The sequence below is a fragment of the Butyricicoccus faecihominis genome, assembly GCF_014648015.1.
Taxonomy (GTDB): Bacteria; Bacillota; Clostridia; order Oscillospirales; family Butyricicoccaceae; genus Agathobaculum; species Agathobaculum butyriciproducens.
On record NZ_BMQH01000003.1, the window covers coordinates 13,361 to 31,908 of the forward strand.

Annotated in this window: 11 protein-coding genes and 1 pseudogene; 3 read left to right on the top strand and 9 right to left on the bottom strand. The window is 51.8% G+C overall.

Translation table 11 applies throughout. From position 1 onward, the window contains the following. Positions 1 to 10: 10 nt before the first annotated feature. The 3 genes and pseudogenes from IEY11_RS03285 to IEY11_RS03295 form a co-directional block, all read right to left on the bottom strand. Positions 11 to 1,042 (bottom strand): annotated as a pseudogene (locus IEY11_RS03285) (TRAP transporter large permease); the annotation flags it as partial. A 65-nt stretch (positions 1,043 to 1,107) separates the two neighbouring features. Beyond that, positions 1,108 to 2,022, bottom strand: a complete 915-nt coding sequence (locus tag IEY11_RS03290; RefSeq protein WP_188885790.1) for an IS3 family transposase — start codon at positions 2,020 to 2,022, stop codon at positions 1,108 to 1,110. After that, positions 1,991 to 2,302 carry a transposase gene (locus IEY11_RS03295; protein WP_188885791.1) on the bottom strand — a complete coding sequence of 104 codons (312 nt, stop codon included), beginning with the start codon at positions 2,300 to 2,302 and terminating at the stop codon, positions 1,991 to 1,993. Before IEY11_RS03295 ends, IEY11_RS03290 begins: the two co-directional genes overlap by 32 nt. A 172-nt stretch (positions 2,303 to 2,474) precedes the next feature. On the opposite strand from IEY11_RS03295, the gene IEY11_RS03300 reads away from it, so the two are divergent. After that, positions 2,475 to 3,533 carry a hypothetical protein gene (locus IEY11_RS03300; protein ID WP_188885792.1) on the top strand — a complete coding sequence of 353 codons (1,059 nt, stop codon included), beginning with the start codon at positions 2,475 to 2,477 and terminating at the stop codon, positions 3,531 to 3,533. Between the two features lie 50 nt (positions 3,534 to 3,583). On the opposite strand, the gene IEY11_RS03305 is transcribed toward IEY11_RS03300, so the two are convergent. Both IEY11_RS03305 and IEY11_RS03310 read right to left on the bottom strand, forming a co-directional pair. Continuing rightward, complete coding sequence (locus tag IEY11_RS03305; RefSeq protein WP_188885793.1) at positions 3,584 to 3,856, bottom strand: HU family DNA-binding protein; 273 nt, start codon at positions 3,854 to 3,856, stop codon at positions 3,584 to 3,586. Positions 3,857 to 3,878: 22 nt separating this feature from the next. Further along, positions 3,879 to 4,715, bottom strand: a complete 837-nt coding sequence (locus IEY11_RS03310; RefSeq protein ID WP_188885794.1) for a PepSY domain-containing protein — start codon at positions 4,713 to 4,715, stop codon at positions 3,879 to 3,881. Positions 4,716 to 4,850: 135 nt separating this feature from the next. Here IEY11_RS03310 and IEY11_RS03315 point away from each other — a divergent pair, with 135 nt between their 5' ends. Together IEY11_RS03315 and IEY11_RS03320 are read left to right on the top strand one after the other, a co-directional pair. Then, positions 4,851 to 6,431: an AAA family ATPase gene (locus tag IEY11_RS03315; protein ID WP_188885795.1), complete on the top strand. Its 1,581-nt coding sequence runs from the start codon at positions 4,851 to 4,853 to the stop codon at positions 6,429 to 6,431. Then, positions 6,424 to 7,140 (top strand): hypothetical protein, encoded by a 717-nt coding sequence (locus IEY11_RS03320; RefSeq protein ID WP_188885796.1) that lies wholly within the window; start codon positions 6,424 to 6,426, stop codon positions 7,138 to 7,140. The genes IEY11_RS03315 and IEY11_RS03320 overlap by 8 nt, the downstream gene beginning before the upstream one ends. Positions 7,141 to 7,386: 246 nt before the next feature. On the opposite strand, the gene IEY11_RS03325 is transcribed toward IEY11_RS03320, so the two are convergent. The 4 genes from IEY11_RS03325 to IEY11_RS03340 form a co-directional block, all read right to left on the bottom strand. Then, positions 7,387 to 8,820, bottom strand: coding sequence for a relaxase/mobilization nuclease domain-containing protein (locus tag IEY11_RS03325; RefSeq protein ID WP_188885797.1), 1,434 nt, complete (start codon positions 8,818 to 8,820; stop codon positions 7,387 to 7,389). Positions 8,821 to 8,927: 107 nt separating this feature from the next. Continuing rightward, positions 8,928 to 9,209, bottom strand: a complete 282-nt coding sequence (locus tag IEY11_RS03330; protein WP_188885798.1) for a CD1845 family protein — start codon at positions 9,207 to 9,209, stop codon at positions 8,928 to 8,930. Between the two features lie 69 nt (positions 9,210 to 9,278). Then, positions 9,279 to 9,617, bottom strand: a complete 339-nt coding sequence (locus IEY11_RS03335; RefSeq protein ID WP_188885799.1) for a plasmid mobilization protein — start codon at positions 9,615 to 9,617, stop codon at positions 9,279 to 9,281. Further along, positions 9,614 to 18,547, bottom strand: coding sequence for a helicase-related protein (locus tag IEY11_RS03340; RefSeq protein ID WP_243183954.1), 8,934 nt, complete (start codon positions 18,545 to 18,547; stop codon positions 9,614 to 9,616). Before IEY11_RS03340 ends, IEY11_RS03335 begins: the two co-directional genes overlap by 4 nt. Between the last annotated feature and the right edge of the window lies 1 nt (position 18,548).

Below are 18,548 nucleotides of genomic sequence, written 5' to 3' on the forward strand. Positions count from 1 at the left end.
CAATATACTCTTAATACAGCAGAGGAAGTGCTGGATTGCTCACCATAAGACAAGTATATACAATCAAAAGTAAAATGATTGAAATACATCCTACAATATAAGGAACAATCGCCTTGGAAATCTTTCCAATAGAAACTCCCGAAATACTTGACAGTACAAATAACACCATACCAACTGGCGGTGTAACCAAGCCAACCATCAACCACAACACCAGAATAACACCAAATAAAACGGGATCAATGCCCATTGATGTAATCACCGGATATAAAATCGGCGTCATAATCAAAATAGCCGGAGTAGAATCCATAAACAGTCCCAGCACCAGCAAAATCAGAGAGATGATCAACATAATAACCAGAGGACTATCAGAAACAGACAACAATGCACGTGCCACCGTTTGCGGAATTCCAGTAAATGTCAATATCCAAGAAAACAGTGTGGAGGTCGAAATCAGGAACAAAACACCTGCGCAAATATCCAATACTTCTTTTAACGCCTTGGGTAACATACGAATGGTCATTGTCTTATACGCAAAGCTCAGCGCCAATGCGTAAGCTACAGCTACCACCGCTGCTTCTGTAGGGGTAAACCAGCCCATGGTAATACCACAGCGAATAATAACAACCAGCAGGCAGGACCAAAAAGCCAGACGGAAGCTACGCCAGATTTCCACCAGAGAAGCTCTCTTTCTAACAGGGATATTTTTATCCTTGCAAATGATATAGTTAATGCCTATCATAACAAGACCCAGTAAAATACCCGGCAGAATGCCTGCATCAAAAAGATCGGCAATTGAAACCGATGCTGTAACACCATATAATACCAGAGGTACGCTGGGAGGAATAACCGGACCAATCAAAGACGAAGCGCCGGTAACAGCCAGAGAAAAATCTTCCTCGTAACCGCCATCTTTCATTGCCTTTAGCTCAATGGCACCCAGACCACCAGTATCAGCAATGGCACTACCACTCATGCCTGCAAAGATAACGCTCGCCAAAACGTTAGCATGTGCCAAGCCGCCACGGAAATGTCCCACCAGATGTTCTGCAAAGGAGTGGTCCTATGTCAAGATTTAGTACAAGTTAAAATGAGAAATTTCTCCCTATTTTAACCTGCCAGAAACTCAGCCTCAGTGTGCGTTCTTTGATACACTCGTTCGAATTCGTATGGCGACATATAGTTGCAATGGCTATGAATTCGTTTCGTATTGTAGAAAGCTTCCAGATATTCAAAAATCAACTGGTATGCCTGCGTATAATCGCGAATTTTAAAGCGATTGAGCCATTCACGTTTGATAATAGAATGAAAGGATTCAATGCATGCATTATCCCACGGAAAAGTTTTCTTCGAGTAGCTACGCTGCATATTTTCGGTTGCTTTTTTATATTCCTTTGCAACATATTGGCTGCCACGATCCGAATGGATAATTAATGGTTGATCGATATTTCGGCGAGTTTTGGCCTTGTTTATAGTCTCAATCACGCAAGATACTTCCAGTGTTTCTGAAAGCGTCCAGGCTATGATTTTTCTAGAAAATAAATCCATAATACTGGTCAGATAGACAAATCCGTCTATTGTCCAGACGTATGTGATATCCGAACACCAGACAGCGTTCGGGCGGTCAGGGTTAAACTGTTCATCAAGGATATTTTGTAATTCTGTGCTGAAATCAGAATCTTTTGTAGTGATTGTCCATGGTTTGCTCCACTGAGCACGGATCCCCATTTGGTGCATATATGTACCAACGGTTCTTTCCGAAATGACTTCACCGGTTTTTCGCAGTTCTACAGTGATTTTCGGAGCACCGTAGTTCTGCTTGGAATCATCATAAATATCCTGTATTTTTGCTTTTACAGCTTCACGACGTTTTTCTGTATCAGAAGGTACGTGGTGAAGCCATGCAAGATATCCTGAGCGAGAGACACCTAAAAATTTCAACATTCCGGAGACGGAAACCCGGCGTCCAGCCTTTTTGGCAGTTTTCGTCTTCTCAGACACTTCGAGATAAATGGCTTCCGTCATTTTCCCAGAATGTTGATTGCTTTTTTAACACATCAAGTGCATCTTGGGCATCACGTAATTCACGTCTGAGACGGGCAATTTCCTTCTGCTCATCAGATGCATAATTACCAGAACCACGAACAGGAATATCACCTGATTCCCGAAAGTCTTTTAGCCACTTTGTTAATGTACTGTAGCCGATGCCGAGATTTTCTGCACATCCACGTACCCCGAGCTCTTTATGATCCTGATAGTACTGGACTGCATCAAGTTTAAATTGTTTGTCATGTTGCTTTGCCATATGAGATCCTCCTTCAGCATGTCTCTATTGTATCATGCTTATGTGTATTTGGAATTTCTCATTTTGGCTTGTACTATTTATATTCTAGCACCAGCCTGCATATAAAGATGAACTGCTGAAAGTCAGCAAATTCATCCGCAGAAATGTTTGGGGGCAGGTTGATGATAGGATTTTGATTGAGACTCTGCACGTTTTTAACACGTTGTACTCTTTAGCAGTCGATGCTATCGGTCAAGATTTTGAAATCATCTCGGAGTATGTGGTGCAGTTTTCACGAATTATGAGCGAGTATGCAAATCTTGATATCGAGGGGGCTGCGCAGATGCTTCTTGAAAAACTGTGGCAAGACCGGGTACAAAAGACTGTCCTAAATCAGTGGATTCAGTTAGATCCTTCCAGACGAAACGAATTTGATGAAAGTGAACTTTACAGAAAAAATCTCTTACAAATCATGGACGAGCTTTGGGATACACTGTCGCCAGAAGCAAAAGAAACATTTTGCCATCCACTCAAATCCTATCCAAAACTTGTTCGTGGGCGCAAGGGAACGATGACGCAAGCAAGTGAATTGGCAGCACCGTCGCTTGAAATCATCGAAAAGTTCCATATCCTTAATCGGTGGACACCGCCAGGGAAACGCTATCTTTACCTTGTTGACGCCAGTGATCCATCGCAGAATCCTGAGAAAGTTTGCATGGAAGAAATGCGGATTTCTGAACCGACGCTTGATGTTACGATCGCTAATTTTACAGTGTGCCCTGACGCTCAGAAGAATATGATCCTTGACCTTGACTACGAGGATATAACTGTCGAAAGTATCTTTGAGAATAGTGATGCCCTGAGAAAAACTGAAAGTGCTAAAATTATTCAAGAACTACGGACCGGCATTCCTGTTAGTGAGCATAGGATAAAAAAGCAGATTAAGCGGCATGAACCGGAAACAAAATATATTGCACAAGTATTCTGCGGGCAGCTTATATTTAAGCATATCTGTGCAGCAATATTTACTCCCCTTGACGATGACACAGACAGCGACGATGCTCTGAAAGAACGGTGCTATAAGTCATTCCACGTTTTTGCTGAATGGTGTGAGAATAAAGGTTTTGCAGGAATTCGTTATCCAAGCACGCGAATGAAACTTATCAATCAAAGAGGTTCGAATATCGTTCTGTTTGATGCCGATTCAGCTATAGCTGATGAATCAACTTTCAGAATCTGTAGAAATACTTGAGTACAACAAAATGTGCCCTCACAGATGAAACTCTGTGAGGGCACTGTGTTTTACTGGATGGCATCCTTCAGACCCTTGCCCGGCTTGAACGCAGGCACCTTTGCGGCGGCGATCTCGATCGTCTCGCCGGTGTGGGGATTGCGGCCCGTGCGGGCAGCGCGCTCCCGCACCTCGAAGGTGCCGAAGCCGGGAAGCTGTACCTTGTCGTTCTGCTTCAAGGTCTCCTGCACCGTGCTGAAAAAGGCGTTCAGTACCTGCTCGGTGTCCTTCTTGCTTACCCCAGCGGTTTTGGCCACAGAGGAAATCAGTTCAGTCTTGTTCATCTTCTCGTTCTCCTTGTATTTTTTACTTGCGCGTCGTTTCGGCTTCCCATTCTAATACAGCGCCGGTAGTTGCGTCAATGGTAAATTCGTACTCAGAGCCGTCGTAAATGATCTTGCCCTCATACTCGGGGCGGCCATCATCGTAGTCCAGCTTCCATTCGTAGATGTCCTTTTCCGTCGCGCCGGACACACGGGCAAGGGCGGTCTGCTTTGCTGTCGCCTCGCTGACGGTGGCGCTGTTGCCGGTGCCGACCACGGTTTTCGCTTCGTAGCCGGAGTTGACGATCTCGCCGGTAGCAACGGCAACCTCATAGTCGTATTTTGCGCCGTTTGCGTACCACTCGATCTCGTAGACCTGGCGGCCATCATCGTAATCCAGCTTGGATTTGGTGATGGTAGCGTCCGCCGCATTCACGCCCGCATGGGCAAGGGCGATCTCCTGCGCCTTGGCCTCGTCCACCGCACTGGAGGAGGTGCTGGTGTTGGGCGCAGTCTGCGCCGGAGTGGTGGTCACGCCGGATGCAGTGGCGTCTGTCTGAGTGCTGTCCACGGGCGCGACGGTCTTATCCCGGTAACTCGCCTCCAGCACCTCGCCGCTCTCGGCGTTGATGGAGTAGGAGTAGGTATGATCGCCCGAAGTGAACTCTACCTTGTAGCAGGTCACGCCAGCGACCTCGCTGAGGGTCGCGGAAGAAATGTCCGCGTCCGCCGCTTCGATGTTGGCAGCGTCCAGCGCCGCCTCCTGCGCCTGCTCCATGCTGATCTTCGCCGCCTGATCTGCCGCAGGCGTATTACCGCATCCGGCCAGCGCCGCCGCAAGCATCAGCGCCGTTCCGGTCAAAAGCCATTTTTGTTTCATGGGGAAAACCTCCAATCGTGAGTATTGCGTGAAGTGTAACAGATAAAAACATACCTTGTCAATAGGGAAAATGGAATCCGGTATGACCGTAAACCGGCAGCATCGCTTTCTTCAGAAAAAATCATTTTCCCGAGCATGGACGCACTTTTGCGTTTTCGTTTCCGGAATACTTCCATCAAAATTCTAATATATGAATTTTTTGTTCGCTTTTCGAGTTTCATATTGCTATTTTTAGAAAAAGTGGGTATACTGAATTTGGAGGTGGTATCTGTGAATGAAACTCCTATTGTTCGCATCCAGCGGGCAAGCATCAAAAATTTCAGAAATGTCGAATCCGGTGAGATCCGTTTTCCCTGCAATTATGGCGAAGATCCTTTTGCGCCGAAAGCTGATGTCCTCGGTATTTACGGTCAGAATGGCTCCGGCAAAACAACATTTATCGATGCACTGGAAATCCTAAAAACGCTGCTGTCCGGGCAAAAGGTCGGTGCAGAACTGTCAGACTGTATTTCCTACGGACAAGAGAAAGCAGAACTGCAATTTGAGTTCAGCATCCTCAAACTGAATGAGGGCAATGCTGCGTACAGACGGCGGTTTATTTATGCCGCCGCCTTAAGCAAGGACACGATTGATGAAACCATCAAATGTGTCACATTCAGCAGTGATCCTGAAAAAACTTCTCGGCTGAAAACCATCTTTGAGTGTACACATCAGGAGGAAGATGATGTATTTACGCCGCAGGTAAAATTGGAATCGCTGTTCGGCTCTAAGCAAAGCGCAAAAATGAATGAGCTTCGCGTGACCAAGCTGCTATGCCAGAAGGAGCACCGTTCGTTCCTCTTTGCTCCGGAGTTTTTGAAGATGCTCCATGACGCAGCGCAGGACAATGATGATGAAGTTGAGCCGCTGTATGAAATGGCGCTTTACGCCAAGACCTCGCTCTTTGTCATTCTAAACCGCAACAACGGACTGATCTCGTTGGATGCAGCAATCCCCGTGAACTTCCGAACGGAAACGGCCGGTGGTATGTTCACACTGCCGATCGACCAGCCGAAAACAATACCGACTCGGTTCTTGGAGATCATTCGACAGGTTATCTCAACCATCAGCACTGTCCTTTGCAAAATCATCCCCGGCGCAAAGCTGACGCTTGTGGAGCTCGGCACGGAGCTGATGGAGGACGGCAATCAGGGAACAAAAATCCAGTTAGCACGGGAGCTACTCTGTGCCAATGGTAAAATGCACCGTTTGCCCTTGAAGTATGAATCCGAGGGCATCAAGAAAATTACCTCGATCCTGCATCTGCTGATCGCCGCATACAACGATCCGTCTATTACACTTGCGGTCGATGAACTGGATGCCGGTATCTACGAGTATTTGCTGGGCGAGCTGCTGCGGATCATGCAAAACTCCGGTAAGGGTCAGTTGATCTTCACCTCGCACAATCTTTATCCGCTGGAAACGCTGGAGAGCAATTCCATCGTCTTTACAACGACCAACCCCAGCGCCCGCTATACGCGTATCAAAAGTGTGCGGGCAACAAATAATCTGCGTTCCATGTATCTGCGTGAAGTCATTCTCGGAAGTGATGATGACGCAGCACTCTATGAAGAAACCAATGTGTCTGAAATCGCACACGCAATGAGAGTTGTCGGCAAGCGTATGGAGAGCATTTCTTTGTCGGAGGATGCTCCCTCGGAGGTGTCCAATGGCTAAAAAGAAAGTGATGCTCTTTATCGTAGAGGGACCAACCGACGAAACCAGTCTTTCTACGGTTTTGAACCGTATCTTTTCTTCCTCAACGGTAAAATTTCAGGTCGTTCATGGCGATATTCTGACCCGCGATTTCACTTCGCCGGATAAGATCGTGGCTGCCGTTTGGGAACAGGTCAAGGAGTTTATGGGCAGTATCTACAGAAAGAGCGATATTTGCCGAATCGTTCATCTCACCGATATGGATGGTGTATTCATACCTGATGATGCTGTTGTCGAAGATGATTCAATGAAGATCGATGATTCCCCTTATTACACGGAAACGCAAATTCAAACGCCGAACCGCGCTGGGATTCTTAACCGCAATCAGCGCAAACGGGACAATATCGACCGGCTCTCTGCCTGCCCCAAAGTCGCAGGCATTCCATACAGTATGTACTACTTCTCTTTGAATTTGGAGCACATTCTTCATGGGCGAACAAATCTTTCCGACTGGGAAAAGATTCGGTGCGCCGAGGAATTTGACTTGAAGTACGGCGATGACCCGGATGGATTTACGCTGTTCATGAAGGAATCTTCCTTCTCCGTATGTGATGATTACCGCAGTTCGTGGGCGTTCATCAAAACAGAGTTACATTCTCTGGAACGGTATAGCAATTTCGGCATAGAATTGCCGCCTGTAAAAGTCACAGTTCCCGACCCCATCAACTGATTTTTAGTGAGAAGAACCGAAACGAAGGATTAGCAAGCAATGGAAAGGGATATCCTTTTGGACAATTTTGCTTCGCTCATTGTCCGACAGGCTATCCGCTTTCCGCTTGTTGGGGAGCACCCCAAACCCCCGAAAAATCCTAACGGATATTTTCGATTGCCGTCCAAAGTCCGACAAGCCCTGCGCCGGTCGGCGCAAAGAAACGCCGCAGGCAGTATCGTGAGGATACCGCCTGCGGCATAGTTTTTATCTCGCCTGCGATTGTTCGCTCCGGCTCTTTTCCGCTTCACGCTCCTGCTGTGCAGCATCGATTTGAAGCAGGCTGTCTACATTCTTTTTAACATTTTCCAGCTCCTGCGCCTGCTGCTTCAGCGGACGATATTCCGCATAGGCAACACGCTTTTTCCCCAGCAGTTCCTTGTACTCAGCCTGCAAATCCTTTATTGCAGGCAGCTTCTTCTCTCCGTATTCCTCAAACGCCTGCTTCGCCGCGCGGTGCAGCATCAGTTCATCCTCATGTGCTGAGGCAAACGCCGCCTTCTTCGCGGCTGGCAGCTTGCGGTATTGCAGATAGATGTCGCGGGTCTTGGCATAGTTCACGATATGCGTCCGCAGATCCGCAATGCGCTCCATGCGCTGCTCATATTGCCGGATCGTTGTCACTGCCGCATCCCGCTTTGCGATCTGCTCCGCCGCCAGTTTTTCCAGTGCGGCATACTCCGTGATTCCGTGCTCGGTGAGGTAGGTCAGCGTCTTTGCCGCTTCTTTCAGATTATGGACCTTCAGCCAACGCTCATACCCCGGACCGCGCCCGCGCAGACGGCTCTGAATATCCACGATGAGGTTGATTTTCGCAGGGTCAGCCGTTCGCCCGGTGCGGTGTTTTGCGCGAATCGGAGGCTTGCCGACACGCTCTCGCAGCGCTTCTTCCGTATAGTCTGCGCCCAGCGTTTTTGCGCGTGTATACCGTTCCTGTCCGGCACCGACTGCGCGGAATTTCAGGTACTTGCCGTCCTGCCGGACTTCGTATCCCTCGCGGCGCATTGCAGCGAGAAAATCATCAAAAGTGCGGACGGTCGGGAGAACGCGGTCAATGGTATTTTTGAGCGCCGCCTTCCAGCTTGTTCCTCTGCGCTCATGCGCCCATTCCGCATAGTGCTGTCCCTTTTCCTTTGGTTCGGAAATGACAGACAGACCATGCTCCGCGCACAATCTGTCGCTGATTTTCCGAATTGTCCGGTAGGTGTCTTTGTAATTGTTGAACTTGTGGGTACAGTCCAGCGTCGTGCTGTTGAACTCGATGTGACAGTGGATATGATGCCGGTCCGTATGGGTCGCAACAACAAACTGATGCTGTCCCTCGGTGAACTCCATCGCAAGCTGATACCCCAGCTCCGTTGCATCCTCCGGTGTGATCTCTCCGGACTTGAAGGACTGGATCAGCAGATAGGAAATGACATCCTCTTTTGGCTTACGCGTCCGCCCGGTGATGGAGGTGTATATCTGCTTGCTGACGGTAAATTCCTTCCAAGCGGTATCAGCATTGCACTGATAGGTTTTCACCAGCAGACCATCCCGCGTCTTGTCTGGATTTTCATTGTAGTCCAAGCGGTCTTTGAGTATCTGCGCGATGGTTTTTCCCTCGCTGGCGTGTCGGGGTTTGATTTTGGATATTGCCACATGGGACCTCCTATAGTATTATGGAATCACAAAGTAGCGCGCCATCGGATATGGCGCATTGTAGAAAAGGAGTGGGCGGTCGCTGGGACCGCCCACTCCTGCTTTTCTTATATCGCTGCAATCGCGTCTTTTACATTTTCTACCCGGTCAATGATCCACTCCGCTGCCAGCGGCAGGCCGAAGGGACTGAGCAGCCATGCGGTGATGATTCCAACACCTACATTGAAATAATCCTTTTCAAACAGCGCCAAGATGCCCAACGCAAAGAACACAAAGGACACAAGGCTCAGGACGCCAGACGAGAACCAGCACATTGCGCGGCAGAACCAAACCAGCATCGACAGAACAAATACAACCGGGAACAATAAAATTTTGAATACGATCTTCATCTCTCCAAACCTCCGATCACTGCTCTATGCCCTTAATATACCACACTAAAGCGATAAAGTAAAGCTTTTTCAGAGATTTCCCATCCTGCTTAGAATCGTACTGACCGCATTCCACAGTTCACCGTACCGGATTTGTAGATCCGCTACATCCTCGGCGTAGAGGTTGCCGGTGCTGTTGACACGCTTTGCGATCTGATTGAGGTTGTTGGAGCAGATCCGCAACAGGGATACCAGCGCCTTAAAGTCTGCCATGTCGACTCGGACTGCATAACCGTCCACTGCCATCTTCCGCAGGTAAGCACGGCGGTTGTGGATACCGAGCTGTTCCATCTTCTCGTCGATCCTGGCCTTTTCTTCGGGAGATACCTTAAAGTAGAGTGGGATCGTGCGTCCGCTGTCCGGTTTCATGCAAGTTCCGCCTCCTGACTGTGGGATTGTCCCGGTGCAGCTGCCGTTGCCGCAGATTCCATGCCCATGCGTTTGAGCATTCCGCGAATAGACGGCTTTTCCTCCGTGTGCTCCGGCTGCGGTTTCTCGCCGTCATCCATGTGGAGTGCCAGTCGCAGCACATTCAGACGGTTGGTCTTGTCGGTCAATTCCTGCTCCTGTGCAAAGGGGCGCTTTACCTCCTCTTGTGCTTCTTGCTGCTGGGCGGTCAGGTTTTCCAGCGCTGTCTTGTGCTTTTCCAGATTCTTTGGGATCTCGTCCAGTACATGGTCGATGCGGGTCGTGTTGCCTACGGCATCTGCTCCCAATTCTACCTCTTGAGACAGCTTGTGGTGGAGCGTAAGCTGGAATTTTTGCGTCTGCACATTCGCCCACAGGGTAATGGGAAAGCCGCGATATTCGCCAATCGTGTGCTTTTCGGAAACATCCTGCATGGCAGTGCAGGCATCCAGAATCGCCTGACCTGCGGCTTTGCGTTCGGTGCAGGTCACACCGCCGATCTGCATGGAAAACTCGATGGGCGTATGCGCCTGAAGGTGGGCGCTGTCCTCGGTGAGTGCCCGGATAAACTCCTGCTCCCGCAGGATGGACTGCGGGAAGAATTTCAGCAGCTTGTCCTCCAGAGCGTACTTCTGGCTTTCAAAGTTCGCCTTGACCAGCTTCAGCTTCGTGACCTGTGCGTCCAGTTCCGTGTACTCGATGATGCGGGGATCGCCGGAGGCAAGCGCCTTGACCTCAGCGTAGCTCAGTGCCGCAGCGTCCACATCCTCGCAAGTACGGGACGGATTTTTGCTGCTCATCAGCTGACCGATGAACTTCTGCTTGTTCTCCAAGATGCTCCAGTTATAGGCGTCAAAGGTGCCCTCGGTGACATACTTGAACAGCTTGACTTTTTTGAACGAATTTCCGCGCCGCAGGATGCGTCCCTCGCGCTGCTCGATGTCAGCCGGCCGCCACGGGCAGTCGATATGGTGGAGTGCCGCAAGGCGTGTCTGCACATTCGTGCCAGCGCCCATTTTTGCCGTAGAACCCAGCAAAACGCGCACCTGACCCTTGCGTACCTTTGCGAAAAGTTCCGCTTTCTGGTTTTCTGTTTTTGCATCGTGGATAAACGCGATTTCTTCGGGCGGCACGCCTTTTTCCATCAGCTTTTGCTTGATGTCCTCATACACATTGAACGAGCCATCGCCCTTTGGTGTAGACAGGTCAGAGAAGATGAGCTGTGCGCCGTTCTGCTCCGCCGTGTCCTGCCAGACCTGATACACATTCTGAACGCACACATTGACCTTGCTTTCCGGGTCGTCCGGCAGTGTCGGGTCTGCAAGGCGCTGATCCAGCGCCAGCTTGCGTCCGTCCGATGTGACCTTGAGCATATTATCCTCTTTGGGTTCCACCATGCGGCGGCGAATGGCTTCGGCGCGTTCACCTAATTCGGCTACCATGTCCTGCTGATACGCGCTGGGCTTCGTCACGACCGTGATGCTCTCATGCTCCGGAACGGGCAGCTTCAGCATTTCTGCTGTTTGGATGTCCGCCGCTTCGCGCCACATTGCCATCAGCTCCGGCAGGTTAAAGAATTTCGCAAATCGGGTGCGGGACCGAAACCCTGTGCCCTCGGGGGCGAGTTCCATTGAGGTGACTGTTTCGCCAAAGTTCGCCGCCCAAGAATCGAAATGCAGCAGTCCGGTCTCCTCCAGCAGATCGTATTGCAGATACCGCATCATGGTGTAGAGTTCCGACATGGAATTGCTGACCGGGGTTCCGGTGGCAAAGACAACGCCCTTTCCGCCGGTGATCTCATCAAGATAACGGCACTTTGCGAACATATCCGAGGACTTCTGTGCGTCCGTCTGACCAATGCCGGCAACATTCCGCATTTTTGTTGCGAGGAACAAATTTTTGAACAGATGCCCCTCATCCACAAAGAGCTTATCCACGCCAAGTTCCTCAAAGTAAATGACATTATCCTTACGGCTCTGGTCATTCAGCTTTTCCAGACGGGTCTCCAGCGTTTTTCGCATCCGTTCCAACTGCTTGATGGTATAACGCTCGCCGTTCTGACTTTTCGCCTCGTCAATGCTCTCAAGGATCTGGTCGATCTGATCGTGGATGACCGCCTTTTGCCGGTCCGGTGAGAGTGGAATCTTCTCAAACTGCGTGTGACCGATCACCACGGCGTCATAATCGCCGGTGGCGATCCGGCTGCAAAAGGTCTTACGATTTGCCGGTTCAAAATCCTTTTTCGTTGCTACAAGAATGTTTGCACCGGGGTACAGCCGCAGGAAATCCGCGCCCCACTGTTCGGTCAGGTGATTCGGCACTACTACAAGGTTTTTCTTTACAAGTCCCAGCCGTTTGGCTTCCATTGCGGCGGCAATACACTCGAAGGTCTTGCCTGCACCCACGCAGTGTGCCAGCAGACTGTTGCCACCGTAGAGCATACGCGCCACCGCATTTCGCTGATGCGGCAGGAGGGCAATATCCGGCGTCATACCGGTAAAGCGCAGGTGCTCACCGTTATACTCACGGGGGCGAATGGCGTTATAGAGGTCGTTGTATTTTTTGCATAGCGTTTCCCGACGCTCCGGGTCCTTCCAGATCCAGCTCTTGAATGCTTCCCGAATCAAGTCCTGCCGCTGTTGTGCCAGGATCGTTTCCTTGGTATTCAGCTCCCGCGTTTCCTTGCCGCTGGCGTCGGTCACGGTATCATAGACGCGGCTGTCCTTAAGATTTAGGCTGTCCTCGATGATAGTGTAGGCATTACGGCGTTTGGTGCCGTAGGTCACATAGGCAAGGGAGTTATTTTCGCTGTCTGCTGTCTTTCCGGTCAAGCGCCACTCGCCGGTGGCTTCGGAGTACAGCACACGCACCTCCCGTTTCGCCCAATGAGAGGGTTTCAGCAGCTCATGCACAAACTGTGTGTAATATTCCGGTTCGATCCATGTTGCGCCGATGCGCACATCGATCTCCGCCGCTGTCAGATCCACAGGCTGTGCCTTCTCCAGCGCCGTCACATTTCCGGCAAAGGCAGGATCGCGTTCCGCTGCTTCACGGGCGGCAGTCAGCTTCTTTCGGACATTGCCGGACAGATATTCGTCTGCCGTCTGCCAACCGGCAAGAGGATCTTCTCCGGCCGTAGGGTCTTTGTAGATGACCCCTTGCAGCTCTGCGATGATGCTCTCGGTATTCTCGCGCCCCAGCAGACTTGCCATAAACGGCAGATCCACGCAGGCACGCTCTCCAATGGATACCGCCAGCGCTTCGCTTGCCGTGTCTACATGGTCAATGACGATCTCTCGGTTGATGGTGCGCTTGGTGAACATATCTGCCTTGCGTTCCAGCTTACCGGTGTCCTCATCAATAATTTCCAAAGACCGCAGCAGGCAGTAAGACGAATCCTGCTCAAAGGCTCGCTTGTTCGCCGTACTGCACAGCAGTCCGTACTTTGCGGTGAAGGTATCATAAGCATCGTTCAGGTCTGCTTGCAATTCATGGATCTCTGCATCGGTGCCGCCACGCATCTGGAGGTCGATCAGGCTGCGGGTAATATCCCGAATGGAAATCATCCCGCGAATGCGCTCCATCGTGGTCGTGGCTTCGCTGACCGGTTCCAGTTCGGTCGCGTTCTTGTAGTACAGAACGCCGTCCTGCTCGGTATAGCTGAAGCTGCGAACCGGTTCCGCTTCTTCCACAGACGGTATCACAATCTCCGGCAATTCGGCGGTGTCAGTGGAAAGAAGCTGTGTATCCGGCTGGTCGAGGTGCTGAATCGCTGTTGCAAGCTGGCTCCCCAAATCGGCACCCTCTACCGGCAGGCAGCGGGTTTCCAAATCGTTGCTGTACATCTTCTTGTCCCAGACCATCGTGCCGAGGATCATTTCCGGGTGCTGCTCAAAATAGCGGTTGACCGGCACACCGTCTGCGGTCTGGCCCAGTTCCACCCAGTCCGGCAGCTGCTCCGGCGGCTGCTCCCGTTTTTGGAGAAAAATGATGTCCGAGGTGACTTCTGTGTTGGCGTTCTTGGCAAAGGCATTGCTGGGTAAGCGGATCGCGCCCAGCAGGTCGCCTCGCTGCGCCAGATACTCACGCACAGCGCAATCCTTTTTATCCAATGTGCCTTTGGAGGTGATGAAGGCAACGATGCCTCCAGGATGTACTTTATCCAGAGGTTTTGCAAAAAAGTGATCGTGGATCAGGAAATTGTTCTCGTTATAGCGCGGCTCGGACAGCTTGTAGCTGCCGAAGGGCACATTGCCGATGGCAAGGTCAAAGGCGTTGTCCGGCAGTTCGACGCGCTCAAAGCCGTCCACAGTGATATTTGCCTCCGGGTAAAGCTGCTTTGCGATCCTACCCGTGACGCTGTCCAGTTCGACACCGTACAGCTTGGCGCTGTGATACTGCTCCGGCAGCAGACCGAAGAAATTGCCGATGCCCATCGCCGGTTCCAGCAAGGTGTTCGGCTTGACGCCCATGTGCTCCAGCGCGGCATACATGGCGCGGATCACCGTAGGCGAGGTGTAGTGGGCGTTCAGCGTGGAGCTGCGGGCGGCGGCGTATTCCTCCGGTGTCAGCAGAGTTTTCAGCTCAAAATATTCCTTTTCCCATTTTTCGTTCTGTTCGTCAAACGCCTGCGGGATGCCGCCCCAGCCAGAGTAGTGGGCAAGGATAGACTGTTCATCTGGTGTCGCTTGGCGTTGCTCTGTTTCCAGCTCTTTCAGCAGTCTGATCGCCGCCACATTGTCCTGATACTTGCTTTTTTGACCGCCAACATTGATGTCGCCGTCCGTCAGATGAAAATTTTCAGACTGTTCCGGCTCCTCCGGGAAGTCTGCCTCATGAACCGCTGTCGAATACAATACATCGAAGTCCAGAGTTTCAAGCTCGTTGTGGATCAGCTCCTGCAGACTGTCCCATTTCTCCTGTAGCACCAACACGCCGTCTGCGTAATAATTGATGGCATAGTCAATGAGGTCGGCTTCTACCTGTATTTCATGCTCATCGTTATCTCCCGCCGTGGAGTAGGCGAGCCCTACATGGTGCAGGTCGGTTTCCGGAGGAAATTCCGTTTTATCGGATCGATATTCTTCGCTCCAAAAGTCGAGGATCAAGCCTTTTGCCTGTTCCAGAAGCGCGGCATTCAGTGCGTCCTCTCCGGTAAGGACCGGGTTCAGCGGCTCCTTGCCCTCTGCGGCAGCAGTCAAGTCTGCATCCCTTTGCTGCTCCACCCATTCCCGCACATACGACACCGGCTCATTACGGAAGATAGGAAATCCCCGGTGAGATACAAAGGTATCATCCCGCAGCTCCACCTCGCCGGCGCTGTAATCCACGCTCTCCACGGTGAAGATACGCCCGTCTTCCTCCAGCTTCATCCGCAGGGGAATATACTCGCTGATGTCCAGACTTTGAATGACCTCATACTCTCCGTCTTTCTCCTGCCCAAAGGTGACGCTGTGTCCCCGCTGCTGGAGCTTGCTGCCCACAGCCTGCCAGCCCTCGGCAAAGCCGGTGACAGGGACCTTACCCATGCCGGGAATGTCCTGTTCGTAGACCTTGCGGGGATAATCGGTGACAATCTGCGTGGCATCTGCGCCGCAGAACAAGATGTACTGACCGTCCTGCACACCGATCATGTGCGTCGAATATTCTGCTTTCAGACGGAGATATGCTTCACCGTTGATATGGAACTCCGGTTCGTCTGCTGTTTCTTCGGATCGTACAGCTGATTCACTCTCGTTATTAGGAATTATTATCGTTTTATTTTCGCCCTGCTCCGTAGGAATTTCTCCATCCGACTCCTTTTCTGGTTCTGGTTGAGCCGATGTGGAGAACACTGGGGCATCCTGCGTTGCGGAAACGGTCATTTCCGTGGTGCGGGCGATCTTTTCGATCTCCGATCGCACAGCGTCCGGCACATCCTCGTAGAAAGTCACGGTCCTGTCCGGCTGGATATGTGCCACAGTCTTGTAATCGCCATCGGCCAACTCTGCTTTGTTCCAGACGGTCATGCCGTTGCCAAGATGTCCATAGCCAAGATCGTACTGCTTTTCCGTTTTCTTGCTCGGTGCGGTCAGATCGATGGTAATGGTACGCAGTTTCGGTGGTTCTTCGGTCGGCTCTACGGACGGCGTCGGCTGCGGGGACATATCCAAGGAAAGCTGATCTCCGTCCGCCAGCGGTGCAGTTCCTTGAAACAGCTTGCGGGCGGCTTCATCCAGTGCAGAGGTCGGCTTTTGTGAGGCTGTCTGCGCTTTCTCTTGCTTGGCCTGTGCGGAAACTGCCGGATCGGACTTCCAGAGGTCAAAGGTGCCGTTTCGGTAGGCAGTCAGGCTGTCATAGGCGCGGATACAGGCATCGTAGCCGCGATCCTCCGGCGTCATGCCTTGCAGAACATTCTGCATAGCCGCCTGCAAGCACTCGGTTTCCTTCGGCTCCGTGAGCATTGCCACGATCTCCGGGGTATTGTCGGAAGAAATATCGCCTCGCTGGTAAGGACACTCTGCGGTCGCCGGGGCGCAGGCAAACAGACGGTCAATGCGCCGTGCCAACACATTTTTCGTGTAGCCGGGAATCTGCTGCTTATCATCGTCTGTGAGGAAGCGGTCTGCGGCGATCAGTTCCGCTATGCGCTTTTCCACCTGCGCCCAGCGGAGCAGGACAGCATCATATTTTTCTCCAGCCGACCGTTCCAGCTTCATTCCCTTGCTGTCACACCAAATATTTCGGACAATATCGCTCTGACCGCTGAGTCCAAAGCGATTTTTCATCGAATCCTGACGCTCTTTTCGGTCCGGATGCAGCGCGAAATAGCTGGATACAGAAAGGCGATATTTTGTGTTGCCTGGATACTCCGAAATCATCGCATCTACTTCATCCTGCGTGATAAAACTGACCTTGACCGGCTGAAAATCAGGGTCAGCCGCAAAGACTCTCGCAGGCTGCGCCAGTTCCTCCAGTGTCCGAAGCTGGCGCACCGGAGCATACCGCTTCCATCGCATAAGCTCAGGATCTGCGGCGTAGGCAGAGTAGAACACGCGCACTTCATCCGTAATGGTTTTCAATCCTTCCGGCGTTTGCAGCGTGTCCAAAATGCGCTTCGTTGCATCCGGGAACCCATACGGCGGACCGTCGTACAAGTCAGACAGCACCGGCATCAATTCCTTGATTTTAGGACCGCTTTCGGTGTCCTGCATCATGTACCACAAGTTTTGTGAGAGTTCCTTATACTCATTGCCTCGCGCCCAAGGAACTTGATCGGCGGGCAGGTATGTGCCACGCTCTACCAGTTTTCGGATGCGCTGCTCCGCCTGTTCCCAGGTGAAATGCACCGCAGACGGCGCAAATCGCGCCGACTTTCCGGCAGCGATGCAGATACCGGTCTCATCGAACCACAGTGAAAACGGTGCGCCGTCCACAGTGAAGCCGCGACCGCCGACACCGTATTCTTTTTTCAGAAATGCCGCAATATTTCCGGCACTGTCCGCCGCCTGATACCGGGCATAGATCCGCAGGCTGCTGTTTCGATCATTTCCTCCCGCCGCTAAGATGCGGTCCGTGATGGAATCCGTCAGACGGGCAGCAAAAAGCGCAGGGGCCGGTGCCTCTGCGCTGTCTGCGATCTGTTCAATTTGTTCCTCCGGGGTACGGAACAGGGATACCTGCCCGTAGTCTGCCGGTGTGGAAAACGGTGTGTCGATTTCGGTTAAGCGTAGATCAGGTCGCTCAGTACGCTTTCCTCTGCGGAGTGGCGGATGTTGTTCATCTGCTGCACCCACGCCATCTGGTTTTCCGCTTTCAGCTTCTCGGTCACGCCCATCGTCTGTGCCTGCTGCTCCGTCACGCGGTCCAACATCTCCACCGCCTGCCGGTCGATCTCCGTCAGATGCGTCCACAGCTTGCCGGTCATCAGCATCGAGCTGTACAGTCCCTTGCGGTGCTCCATCAGGTACTTCTCCCGCAGCTTCCCGAAGCGTCCCAACTGCGTCTGCTCCGGCATCTCGTCCATCGTCAGGTCCGGCACCAGAAATCCGTTCTGTTCGGTGTAAGTCAACTTCTCCATGTTCCATGCTCCTTTCACGCGCTAATGTGGTAAAGTTCGTGTTTTCATTATAGAGGACTTGCGGTGGTTTTGCAAGGTCTTTTTTTCGCAGGTCGAGTTCTGCTTGGCGCACCGTGCGTCCGACTTCCAGAAGTGCGGTACGGCTTGCCTGTGCGGTTGCTGTGCCAAGGTAGGCAAGGACGGCAGGAGTATTGAAGTCCGTCACGCCCCGCAGATCGTCCTCATCCAGATAGTCCGCAGGGTCTACGCCGCAGCGGATCAGCAGTTCGTACTGGGTGCTGGCGCGAACCAGATTGCGGAATGCGACCTCGATGTTGAGATCGTCCAGCTCCTCCAGAAAACTGTCCGTTTTTTCATAAATGAGGTCCTGTGTCATATCTGCACAGACCTCCAGCGCCAGCTTTTCACCGGTATCCATCAGCAGAGTGCCGAGGTCTGCGCCATTACCGTCAAATTTCTCTCGCAGCATTTCGCAGACTGCCGTTTCATGCTCCGGGCGCATTTGCCAGATCCACGGCGTTTTGCCGTCCTTGACCGGGTGGGTATCTGCAATATCATGGACATAGGACAGATACGGCTTGCCGCCGTAGCCTTTGCGGATGAGAGCGATCGCTGTTGTTCCGGCATTGACCCAGCGGCGCATTTCATCATTCCAGAACCCGATGTCCGCGCAGGCAGTGGCGTTGGGGCGCTGGGCGTAGATGAGGAGCTGATCGTCAAAATCATACGCTTTGTAGAACCGGGATGCTGTGGTGAGGAACTCCATCCACGCCTGCGGCGAGTGTGTGACCTGTTCACAGGTATGTGCGAACAGACCGGAGATCGTTTGCATT